The following is an 11,735-nucleotide window of genomic DNA, read 5'->3' as shown; positions in this document are numbered from 1 at the left end:
AAAGATCATTAATTTTGCTGAGATAATGCGGTTTACCTCTGAAAACGTGCAGCAATTTCTGCAAACACAGGCAGTAGATGTTTCCGGTGCATTTGAAAATTGCTTCTTTCACTGCTATGGAGCATTTCTTTTAGCAAATGGCCTGCCTTTGCCTGCCGATCTTTTTACGTTTAAATCCATACTCGAGCCTGATAGCCCAGCTAAAGAATTACAAAAATTGTTTCCTGATGCAGCCTCCTTGGATTTCTTCGCTGCCTATGCAAAAGTTTCAGATAAAAATCAAACCACCTTTCCAAATTTTATGGTGGAAAAAACCTTGGTGCTTGGTATCTTGTTACGCGAATGGTTTGCTACGGAAACGGCAAAGCTTTTTGAACATTCGAGTGAGACCCCCCCTGTTATTTTAAACGCGTTTAAGGCTTATATTGATGCCCGTAAGGAAGGAATACAACCTGAAGATTTACTCTCCGGCCCAGAAGGTGTGTTATGTCAAGCCAATCAGGATTTTTTGGAATCTTGTGTCATTCGCGCTGCAAAAGAAGATATCAATGATGCATGTCTTCACGCTCATTGGGCTAATAATGGACGCGTGGCTTATGCCAAAGAAATTGGCAAATTGAATACCAAATTGGCTCCGGATGACTTACTTCCGGTTTTACGACGCTTAAACTACTCCTTTAGAATATATAATTTAAGCGGAATTCTTGTTGAACACATAAACCCAGAACAAGACGACAGCGTTCCATTTGAAGTCATTCTGGATAGTGCAGTTGGCCATTATTATTTAATTAAAGATTCCAAGACTGAGAAATTGCTCTCTGAATATCAGCACAGCTATGATCAGTATTTAAAAAATCGGACAGCAGTCTTAAGCCAGGAAATGAAACTGGAAGACGCCTTACCCTATTCTTTACTGTTACCCGCAATTTGCCCAAAAGGTCTTTTGGATGAACAGGCCTCGCCCTTTCCGCTTTTTCTGCAACAAATGGAAAACATGAAAAAATTTATCCAGGGAAATGATGCCCGTGAACAGCAGGATATGATACAAAACCAACAAGCAAGCAATGAAACCATCCCCATGGAAACAGCCGAACAGTCTTCACTCCAAGGAGGGGGAATTCAGGAATCCGATGAGTTTAAAGAGCAGCAGCCCCCCATCTCTCCACCAGCCAACACAGATCCTATTTCCACACCAAACAATGCGAATGACAGTGAAATTATATTGCCCGCTACTCCAACTCTGACATCCCCAGAAACTGAAGAAAAATCATCCCATCGCAACAATTATAGTTTTTTATTAGGTGCCTTTTGTGTGCTAAGCGGCGTGTGCAGCATCATCGCCTTTGCCGTGGCCATCACTGCTCTGGTTATGCTGTTGAGTACGCCCGCCGCCCCCGTGGCTGCTCTAGGCATTACTGCAGGGGCGGGTTTAGCTGCCGGGTTGGTTACTTTGGGACTCTTTCACTTGACCAGTGAGATTGCAGACGAGCGCGAGAACCAAGCCAAGCTTGAGTTCAAATAATTACTCAGGCATTTCCATATGACGCTGCAAAATACTCAATTCGCTTCTGAGTTGCTCCAACTCCTCAAGTAATTCCAATACCAAAACCACTCCGGGAATATTGACCCCCAGATCCTGCTGCAAGCGTTTGGCTGATTGAATCCTACGCACCATTGCATAATCAATTTGCAAGTTTTTTACATCTTTAGGGGGATGGCTAAACAATCCTTGCTCTAGCATTCCCTGCAGCAATTCTTCGGATATATCATATTTTTCGCATACTTCAATAAATGAAACCGTATGATTTTCATCCACGAGTAAGCCTGTTATGACTTGCTTGTTTCCCATACTAAATCCTCAATCGTTCACGTGGGTTAAACGGCATTTCCTCAGCCATCTTTTTATAAACATTACGCGCTGCATCCGTTGTCGGCTGCGGGATCATGATTTTTAAAATCACATATTGATCGCCAGGCACACTCCCTTGCAAACCACGTTTTTTCAGGCGCAGTGTTTGCCCGCCTTGCGAGCCCGGTGGAATTTTTAAATCCACCTTGCCACCCAGAGTAGGGACAACAACCGTTGCTCCAAGAGCGGCTTCCCATGGTGCAATAGGAAGAGTCATGTAAATATCATTATCCTTCACTTCAAATAAAGGGTGCTTGCCGATGTGTACGGTTAGATATAAATCGCCGCGAATGCCGCTTTTATCGCCGCTGGCGCCTTTGCCTGGTACACGGATCTGTTGCCCGCTGCGTATGCCAGCCGGAATTTTAACTCGCAGGGTTTCCTGGCCTTGCGCGGTTGGCAAGAGGATATCTTTTACCGTCCCTTTGTATGCTTCCTCTAAACTGATAACGAGATTGCTTCGATAATCGGCACCGGCGTATCGTTGCTCCCCGGATGGCCTTGCCCCGAACAAGGATTCAAAAAAATCAGCGTCAAACTGAAAACCTTCTTTACCACCGAAATCCCAGCTGCTTTGTTGGGAAGAATATTGTGCTTTTTGGTTTAAATCCCAGTCTCTAACGTATTGGTCATATACTTTTCTTTTTTCAGGATCTCTTAATACTTCATAAGCCTCACCCAATTCCTTGAATTTTTCTTCGCCCTGGGGATCTTTACTGATGTCTGGATGGTATTTGCGCGCCAGTTTTCTATAAGCTGTTTTAATATCATTTGCTGTTGCGTCCCGATTTAATCCCATTATTTTATAATAATCTTTATAACTCATAGCCGCTTTTCCCTTATCTCTTATTAGCGATTTTTAACTTAATCTGTAGTTGCATTATTTTTGCAAAACGTAAGTTCCTGGGGCTTTGGGCAAGGACTCGTCAAATACTGGCGCTGTGACTTGCTGGGAAGAAGAATGTTTCACAAGCCACTGATTCCAGGCAAGCCACCATGAGCCATCATGATTTGCTGCACTTTTTAACCATTGTTCCGGCCCCATGTATGCAGCCCGATGTTTATGCTCGCGTATGCGGTAGGAACGGCCTTGATGACCTGGTTCACTGACAATCCCGGCATTATGTCCGCCACTGGCCAGGACAAAGGTTATATCATCATTGAGCATCAAATGAATTTTGTAAACAGATGGCCAGGGCGCCACGTGATCTTTTTCAGTACTCACTACAAATGCGGGCACATGAATATTTTCCGGCACGACAGGATTGCCTTCCAACATAAAACGGCCTGCGGCAAAGTCATTGTTTAAAAATAGTTTTTCAAGGTATTCGCTGTGCATCTTATAAGGCATTCTGGTGGCGTCTGCATTCCATGCCAATAGATCAATCATGCCGCGGCGAGTACCATGCATGTAATCCTGAACCATTTTAGACCAAATTAAATCGTAAGTACGCAGCATTTGGAAAGAACCTGCCATTTGCTTTGTATCCAAATACCCTTGCTCCCACATCATATTTTCTAAGAAAGCCACTTCACTTTCGGTGATGAATAACATCAATTCCCCTGCTTCCGTGAAATCACCTTGCGCTGCAAGTAAAGTTAAGCTCTTTAAGCGTTTATCTCCTTCTCTCGCCATCGCAGCGGCAGTAATCAATGCCAACGTGCCGCCTAGGCAATATCCCATGAGATGAATTTTTATTTTAGGAAAAATACGTGAAACTGCATTAATCGCGGCCATCGCCCCCAAGTTATAATAATCATGCAAGCTCAAGTTACGATCGGAACTGTCGGGGTTCTTCCAAGAAATAATAAAAACGGTATGCCCCTGCTCCACTAACCATTTCACTAATGAATTATGTGGTGATAGGTCCAGGATGTAATATTTCATAATCCAAGCCGGTATGATGAGCAATGGCTCTTTATATACCGTTTTAGTTGTTGCCTCGTATTGAATTAACTCAATAAGATCATTGCTAAATACGACACGCCCCGGCGTAACGGCTACGTCTTTTCCTGGAATAAAATGCTCTGCTCCCGGCGGAGGCAGCCCACTTAAGCGGACTAAAAAGTCTTCCAAACCAATTTCCATGCCACGAAGCAAATTTTTGCCGCCTGAGCGCAGCGTTTCCCAAAACAGGTCAGGATTCGTTAAAACAAAATTTGCGGGTGAGAGAGCATCCAAAACTTGCCGGACTGTAAAAGAAACGGTGCGCTCTACATGATCGGGAACCCCGGAAATATTTAGCGTTGCTCGTCGCCACCAGTCTTCCGTTTGTAAAAAAGACTCAGCCCACCAGCGCCAGGGGAAGAGCTGCCAGGTTTCTGTATGAAAGCGAACATCGCAACCATTGGCAGGTTGCGCTTCACAACAAATGCGCTTAAGGACGTCGCTTGCGTGTAAAAAAGGGTAAAGGCCTAATTCAAGCATACGGCCAGGCGACTGAGCCAGTTGCGCTAACCATGAAAAATAAGCAGTAGCAATAGCGGCAGGACTAATGCCAGCCGTGCCCTTTGCTAAGTAAGCCTGGAACAGTCTATCCATGAAATTAAAAAATTCTTCAGGTTCCTTGGAATCAATCGTCTCGCAACTTTGTCTAGGCATATCCGAGCCCAAACAGCGCACTTGCGGCAAAAATTTTTTCTCATCATTAGAATCTTTATTTTGGGATGGCTCCATATCGACTCGTCCTTGATGGTCAAGCGGTCAGCGAAACGCTCGCCGCAAAGAATTAAATCTTGTTAAAGCGTAGCAGAAGCAGAGAGTATTGGCGATGCGACAAATTATCTTTTCCCAAAGGTTAGATATATAATTCCTCATAGTTATCATGATTTTATCTATAATTGAAGTATTGCTCAGTAAAATTGCTCTGGAAGAGAAACATGGAACAGAACAAGTCTTTAATGGACTAACAATGAACAATTCTTTAATCCTGGACACAAAAACACTAAGGCGAATCCCGCCTCTATTTGTTTTTATTCTTATTTTGGTTTTGGGTTTGCCCGCTGTTGCTTTAAATTACTTCGGCTTTGATTTTATTGTAAAAAATATTAATTATGATCACGTGTTGGGCTCTTCCATTATCGAAGCGCAAATAAGAGGCTATTTCCGACAAACTTTACTGCAATGGTCAGCCTTTTCCCTGGCCGCAATCACTGTTTTATTAGCCTTTACCCAATACCGTCTTGCCAATGATAAGGTTGCCCTGATTATTGGCTTAGCCGTTTTATTCTCAGGGTCAGTTGAAGCATTGCATACCTTGGTTATCGATGGCCTAACACCTGATTATATCGATAAAAAAAATCTGGATGCAGTCATTTGGACTTTTTCAAATTCAATAAGCGGCATTATCTTTATTATTGGTTTTTTATTATTGCTTAAATTTGAAAAAGGTAAGCGCTTCCGTTCATTTACCTTTATTCTTTTAAGCATTCTTTTATTTCTTATTGCTTTTTCATCCATTTATTACGCTGCTGCAAGTACAAAACTGCCGGAAATGTGGTTTGAATCCGCTATCTTATCGCGGCCTTATGAATTAATTTATCTGTTTATTTATTTATCCATTATACTTTTTATCTATCCTGCTGCTTATAAAAAATACCCTTATATCTTAACAAACTGTATTTTTTATATGGCGGTAACTCAAATTGTTACTGCCATATATCTGATGCTATTATCCAGCACACAATACGATAGTGCTTACAACATTGCCTATTTTTTAAAAATTATTGTTTATTTCATCCCTTTTTCCTGTTTAATTATCAATTATGTTTTTTCTTATAATGCGGTTCTTGAGGCACAAAAAAATTTAAAAATCAGTGAAGGTCAATTAAAATATCTGGCAGCACACGATCCATTAACAAACCTCTTTAATCGACGCGAATTTGAAAATTTATTGGCAAAAACCGTGGCGCATGCTGCCAGACATGATCAAGCATTCGTTTTATTTGTCATCGATGTGGACAATTTTAAATCCATCAATGATTCTCTAGGGCATACTCATGGCGATCATTTTCTCAAGCAATTTTCGGCGCAATTAAGTTCATTAACGCGCAAAGGCGATATTTTATCGCGTATCGGCGGCGATGAATTTACTTTAATCAGCAGGGGATTAAAGACCCCTTCTGCGGCCAGAAAACTTGCAGAACGCATCATTCAGGGATTGCACACGGCATACCCTGTATATGGTAAGTTATTGACCAGCAGCGTCAGCATCGGCATAGCCATCTTTCCAGGCGATGGCAAAACGGCGGAAGAACTTTTAAAAAATGCAGATATCGCCATGTACAGTGCTAAAAAGTCAGGGAAAAATACGTATCGTTTCTATACTGAAAAGTTAAGCCACCTGCAAACCAGAGAAGCTGAAATTGAATCTTATTTACGTACAGCTCTTAAAAATGATGAATTCAGTTTATATTTTCAACCCAAATATAATTTAATTTCGCGAGAAATTATTGGCGCAGAAATCCTGCTGCGCTGGCACAATGCGACCTTGGGGGAAATTGCCCCCGATGAATTCATCCCTGTGGCAGAAAACACAGGATTGATTGTGAATATTGGCGTATGGGTGTTGAAGAAAACCTGCGAAAAAGCCCAAACCTGGGCAGAAAAATATAAGCGAAATTTACTGTTTTCAATTAATGTATCACCCGTGCAATTTGAAAACAGAGACTTTTTCCCAAACCTTGAAAAAACATTAAGAAATTATAACTATCCTGCTGCTTTTCTTGACTTAGAAGTTACGGAAAGCCTGGTAATGAGAAATGATGTTTTCATCACGGAAGGTTTAAGGCAAATTGATAAGTTGGGCGTGCATATTTCCATCGATGATTTCGGAATGGGCTATTCTTCCTTAAGCCGCTTGAAATCTTTACCCATTGATACATTAAAAATTGATAAATTATTTGTTTCGGATATCCAAAATGAGCAGGATAAGGTAATCGTTATTGATACCATCATCAAATTAGCCCAAGAATTGGAAATGAACATCGTCGCGGAAGGTATTGAAACGGAGGCGCAATTAAACTATTTAATCGCAAGAAAATGTTATTTTGGCCAAGGTTTTTACTTAAGCAAGCCGCTAACAGCAGACAATTTTGAGGCACTTGCCTATGCGCCTAAAGATAAAGACAACGGGCGAGAAACTATATAATTGAATTTATACATCTTATCGTGACTTGCATGTCATTTGCAGGCTCAATGAAACCCGGTATCATACCTTACTTCATATTGCCCATAATGCTACAGGAAAAACAGCAAGGAGCAAACCATGAGGTTAGTGCCAGCTTTTTTCAAAGAAAAATCAATCCCGCCTTTGGCAACTGCAAGTTTCATCGCCATAAGCAGTGCTTATTTAGTGATTTTTTATTTTGTCTTTACAGGCCAATACCGCATGGATTTCTCATCGTTGTACACCGCTTCCTATGTGTTGCATGCGGGAGAAAATCCTTATCAAGTCTTGTTTCGCGGCTATTTTCCTGACATAGCATTGTTACCGGCTAATTTAAATCCCCCCATAATTCTCTGGCTGGCCACCCCCTTAATTTGGCTAGGCTTTGATGCAGCGCTTTGGTTATGGTCTTTCGCAAGCTTAACTTTAGGAGTGCTAGGCGTACGCATTGTGTTTAAATATGCATTCCCTGCTGAATTCTATCGTAAAAACCAGTTTTATCTCTATTTACTTTATTTTGCTTTTTTTCCGGTAGCCATTAATACCATCATTGGACAATTTGGGGGAATATTATTTTTTTTAACCATGTATGGCTATGACGCTTTGGTAGAAAAGAAAGAAGTGCGTGCAGGGTTGCTCTGGGGAATTTTAGTTTCCATAAAATTTTTCCCAGGATTATTGTTACTCTATTCATTATCTCAAAAAAAATACCGCACGTTTATTGTCATGGTAGCAACCATCGCTTTGCTTCTTTTAATTCCATGGCTTTGCTATGGAATTATCATCTACAAACACTATGTTTCCATGATGAGCAGGGTACTCTGGTATGGCGACAGTTGGAACGCTTCCTTCTATGGCTATCTTTTCCGTTTATGGGTTGATGTTTCTCATTACCAAAAAAGTTGGCATTGGGTAAAATTAAGTTATGTAATTTTGTTTTTTCTTTTTTTAATTTTTTATCTTTATCAACTCGGGAAACAAAAGGATAGTTCGCTAAAGCACAAAGGATTTTGCCTAACCTTGGTCATGATGCTCTTTATGAGCCCATTTGGCTGGATGTATTATTTTTCTTTACTATTATTTCCCCTCCTATTGTCTTGGTTTGAAATTAGCAGCACCCCTAAACCGCCCCGGTATCTATTTCTCTGGCTTTTGGCGTTCTTCTTCCTCACCTTCCCTACAGGATATGTTATGGCGGCCAGGATGGAATCCACGCTAAACGCAATTGGAGTGTATTCTTTTCATTTTTATGGCATGTTATTATTAACGAGTCTTATTTATAATTTAAAGCTTAACTCCTGCACCAGAGCCATCCTATTGCAACCCTATTTGCAACCTGTCACATTATTTATTTTTGCCTTTAGTTTTTTATTGTTTATCGTGAATTTCATCGTTCCAGTTTTTGCATACCTGCATTAATTTATAATATTTTTAACAATTTGCTTTCTTGTAGCAAAAAAAGCAAATTTATTACACCATCACTTGACGAATACAGGCAAATTGATTTAAAATTGAGCAGTTTTTGATTAATCAATGAACGCTTTACGGGGATGTGAGCGTAATTCAATGGAATGGCTTTGTTAACCCATTGGAGAGCTTATAGATGCCTAAAATGACTTGCCTAGATGATGTTTTTGAGTCCCTTACTAAAGAAAAACCCAAGCAACCTTCCGCTTTTCTCATTGCCTTAGGCACCGATACGCAATTCACGGAAAAACCTGTTGTCGTACAAAAACCTGCAAACTCGCCCTACGAACTTGGTGAGTTTTACTCTTTCCTAATGCAATACATCACGCATTTATTGGGTGAGAAAGGAGAAAAACATAAAGGTGCTATTTCCTATGTTTCGGAAAGCGTCACGGTAATTGATGGCCCTGATACAGCCGGCACCCTGGTAGGCGATCGCATTTCAAAACTTGTTTTACAAACCCTCGGATTTGCAGCCAGTGGCAAAGAAACTTTAATTTTAGGCGCCCACAGCCGTGGCGCTGTAGAAACCATGCTGGCACTACATGAAATTCACCGGATCAAAGAAGAACTGGCATCGGAAGACACCCCAAAAAGCCTTCATGAAATTTTATGCAATTCCACATGCCCATACACAAAAGCTGCGATGCAAAAGCTTTCCAAAAGTGTTCAGGATAAGCCACAAAATAGAAAATTATTACTGGAGCGATTGAACAAACTTAACCTTAATGCTTTTTTACTTGACCCCGTTCCCGGCGGACGCTTATATGGGCTGCCTTATACTCGATGGGATGATCCGCGTTTTTATGATTCGCTTTCCGAAAAATGCAATTCCCTGGAATTATATTTATGCCGCGACGAGCGAAGCGGTTGTTTCAGACCCATAGTCGCTAAAGATATGCAACCGATCGTCATTCCCGGACATCATGGCACCACGAGTGGAAATTTATATACGCAAAAGCTCAACCGAGCTCCTGTGAACGGCGATACGTCCACGATAATGAAATTGATGATTTGCAAATTTTTGCACTTCAGCCATACAGTCACAGCAAATGCAGGACAAACCCTTTTTACCTCATTAAATGAAGATATTGATTGCGCTCATCCTGACTTGCAACAAATTGCCAATGAATTCATGAAAAGGGATCAAAAGGCAAGGTATAACCTTCTCCTTAATCATTACCTTAGCGTTAAGCAAAACGACCAAGCGTTCTTATCCCTCGCTCAAGATGGTTATATCGTCGTCGGGATAGAAGATATTAAAGGTCAGCGTTATGTGCATTACCGTGCCCATAATGATTTCAGCATGGGAGACATTGCGCCATCCCTGCAGGGGGAATTTGTCAATACCGAGCATGCCTTGCTTTATTTACGCCAATACATTCAGTTTGATGAAATTATTTCAGCCAAGCCGGTAGAGCAATTGCAGCATATCACGACTGCCCTGGCAGACGTTTTAAAAATTCTTCTCAGTCTACCTGCAGAAAATGAAGATGAAAAAACCCAACGCTTGCGTAAATTATTTGAGAATGAGCAGGGCAGGAAAGTATTTTTTTCCGGCTTCTCCATGCTGATTGACGCCGTAAGCCAAACTTACCTTCGCAATAATTTGTCTTCGCAGGAAAAGCAACAATTGATGCAGGCAATAAAAGAGCCGTTTAATGTATTGTCTCTGGCAAGACGACGACTTGAAACATTTGCTGAGTCAGGAACAATTAGTATCAACACCTATATTAATATATTGGACGGTTTCGAAAAGATTTTACAGTCAGGCTTGAAAAAAACCGTAGAAGAACATGCGAGCCTAATCACCCAGCGGGCTAAGAGCATGCAAAAACAATTGCACTTGTTCCTGGCACCAGAGCAAGATTTTCAGCAAACCCTCACATGCTTTAAATCAGGCTTAAATAAGCTTGGCGAATCAGAAGCGTTAACTTCCATTCGCAAATGCATGGAGGAACTTGACCCGGTGAACGTAACAACCGTTAAAGAAGCCTTAAAAAAAGAACTTGAAGCAATAAATAATTCTGAATTTCAAGATAGAGAGAAAGTTTTTAAACAAATCGTTGAACTGGCAACCGCTACAAATTTAAATGCCCATATTGAGGCACAGCAACGAACTTACGAACAATACCTGCAAGAATTGGAACAAATTAATGAAGCGGCACAAGTACTGGATGGCGGTTATGACACTTTATCCGGGTTAGTTTCCAAAGGTGGCGAGCAAACCATTGAAATCAACCGCGATGAACTTTGCCAGCATAGCGACACCTTGGTAAAAGCCTCCGCCCGCTTATTACTGGAAAAACAACATGACTTGCAGCTGCAGCCCGAGCTCATCAGCCATGCTTTTTTTGAAACCGTCAAAAAAAGAGCGATTTCTTTAGGTGCAATTGATCCTGAAAAAAGAAGCCTGCAAGAAAATCTGGTACAAAAAGAGCAAGCGCTGCAGAAAATGGTTGAAGAAGCCAAACAGCAAGAAGAAAAGCTTACGGCTAAAACCGAAGAAATCGAAAAACAACAACAAACTCTTAATGAGAAAGATAAGACTATAAGCCAACATGAGACAAGCATCAAAAAACACCAGGAAGAATTTAAGATTAAGCAGGAATTCATTGAAACCCTGGCTTCCAAGAAGGAAGTAGAATGCGCTCATATCATCCAAACCAAGCTGCTTGTTTATACTGAACAACATTTGCAACATTTGTTTCAGGAAGCGCAAAAATATAAAGATATCCAAGGAAGCCATTTGGATTTATTAACCGAATGGTTGCATGTTACAGATGCTAAATCTACGGCAAATTACAAACAAATCCGTGATACCCATCAAGGTGTTAGACAATTGTATGAGGAATTAAGCAATCCCAATGTATTACCCAGCGAGAAAATAAAAGCCTTCCATGCATCTTTAATGAAAATGGAGAAAAATCTTAATTTAACCGATAACGTCGATTGGAGTAGATTCCGCAATCGCTGCTTGCTGGCCATAGCCATTATTTTTACCGGAATTATTCCAGGGTTAATTGTCATGGGAATTTATGCAGCAGCCACTTCACACTCGATGTCATTCTTTGCTAAAGGGACAGGCGGGCGTTATCAGGAAAATTGTGAGCTTAGCGCACAACAAATCCCTGCTGCATAAATTAACAAGATGCTTGCATGGATGCTTAAACCCGGCACTGCCCACTGTA

The 11,735-nt window shown here is 41.1% G+C and carries 7 protein-coding genes; 4 read left to right on the top strand and 3 right to left on the bottom strand.

Annotation, left to right across the window (positions count from 1 at the left end; translation table 11 throughout):
• Window positions 1–25 precede the first annotated feature (25 nt).
• Entirely contained in the window at window positions 26–1,522 is a 1,497-nt protein-coding gene (locus NKV53_RS06375) for a hypothetical protein (protein WP_126953694.1), read from the top strand.
• On the opposite strand, the gene NKV53_RS06370 is transcribed toward NKV53_RS06375, so the two are convergent.
• Genes NKV53_RS06370 through NKV53_RS06360 form a run of 3 tightly spaced genes read right to left on the bottom strand, consistent with a single transcriptional unit; the run spans window position 1,523 to window position 4,511 of the window.
• On the bottom strand, window positions 1,523–1,849 hold the full coding sequence (locus NKV53_RS06370; protein WP_126953695.1) for a chaperone modulator CbpM: 327 nt from the start codon (window positions 1,847–1,849) through the stop codon (window positions 1,523–1,525). It lies immediately after the preceding gene.
• Window position 1,850: 1 nt separating this feature from the next.
• Window positions 1,851–2,735 (bottom strand): DnaJ C-terminal domain-containing protein, encoded by an 885-nt coding sequence (locus NKV53_RS06365; RefSeq protein ID WP_126953696.1) that lies wholly within the window; start codon window positions 2,733–2,735, stop codon window positions 1,851–1,853.
• A gap of 54 nt (window positions 2,736–2,789) precedes the next feature.
• The gene (locus NKV53_RS06360) at window positions 2,790–4,511 is read right to left on the bottom strand and encodes an alpha/beta hydrolase (protein ID WP_199737622.1); all 1,722 of its coding nucleotides are present in this window, start codon (window positions 4,509–4,511) and stop codon (window positions 2,790–2,792) included.
• 223 nt (window positions 4,512–4,734) lie between these two features.
• Between NKV53_RS06360 and NKV53_RS06355 the strand changes: the two genes are divergently transcribed.
• From NKV53_RS06355 to NKV53_RS06345, 3 genes are all read left to right on the top strand, one after another.
• The gene (locus NKV53_RS06355; RefSeq protein WP_233588834.1) at window positions 4,735–7,059 is read left to right on the top strand and encodes a bifunctional diguanylate cyclase/phosphodiesterase; all 2,325 of its coding nucleotides are present in this window, start codon (window positions 4,735–4,737) and stop codon (window positions 7,057–7,059) included.
• A 117-nt stretch (window positions 7,060–7,176) separates the two neighbouring features.
• On the top strand, window positions 7,177–8,496 hold the full coding sequence (locus NKV53_RS06350; protein WP_126953698.1) for a glycosyltransferase family 87 protein: 1,320 nt from the start codon (window positions 7,177–7,179) through the stop codon (window positions 8,494–8,496).
• Between the two features lie 184 nt (window positions 8,497–8,680).
• The gene (locus NKV53_RS06345; RefSeq protein ID WP_127057130.1) at window positions 8,681–11,686 is read left to right on the top strand and encodes a hypothetical protein; all 3,006 of its coding nucleotides are present in this window, start codon (window positions 8,681–8,683) and stop codon (window positions 11,684–11,686) included.
• The last annotated feature ends 49 nt before the right edge of the window (window positions 11,687–11,735 follow it).

This window comes from Legionella sp. 27cVA30, assembly GCF_024160945.1.
GTDB lineage: Bacteria > Pseudomonadota > Gammaproteobacteria > Legionellales > Legionellaceae > Legionella_A > Legionella_A septentrionalis.
This window is presented reverse-complemented; position numbering and strand designations above follow the sequence as displayed.

Bases quoted from the DNA above. Each gene is read 5' to 3' on its own strand.
- NKV53_RS06375 (WP_126953694.1), top strand. From the start codon at position 26: ATGCGGTTTACCTCTGAAAACGTGCAGCAATTTCTGCAAACACAGGCA.
- NKV53_RS06370 (WP_126953695.1), bottom strand. From the start codon at position 1,849: ATGGGAAACAAGCAAGTCATAACAGGCTTACTCGTGGATGAAAATCAT.
- NKV53_RS06365 (WP_126953696.1), bottom strand. From the start codon at position 2,735: ATGAGTTATAAAGATTATTATAAAATAATGGGATTAAATCGGGACGCA.
- NKV53_RS06360 (WP_199737622.1), bottom strand. From the start codon at position 4,511: ATGCCTAGACAAAGTTGCGAGACGATTGATTCCAAGGAACCTGAAGAA.
- NKV53_RS06355 (WP_233588834.1), top strand. From the start codon at position 4,735: ATGATTTTATCTATAATTGAAGTATTGCTCAGTAAAATTGCTCTGGAA.
- NKV53_RS06350 (WP_126953698.1), top strand. From the start codon at position 7,177: ATGAGGTTAGTGCCAGCTTTTTTCAAAGAAAAATCAATCCCGCCTTTG.
- NKV53_RS06345 (WP_127057130.1), top strand. From the start codon at position 8,681: ATGCCTAAAATGACTTGCCTAGATGATGTTTTTGAGTCCCTTACTAAA.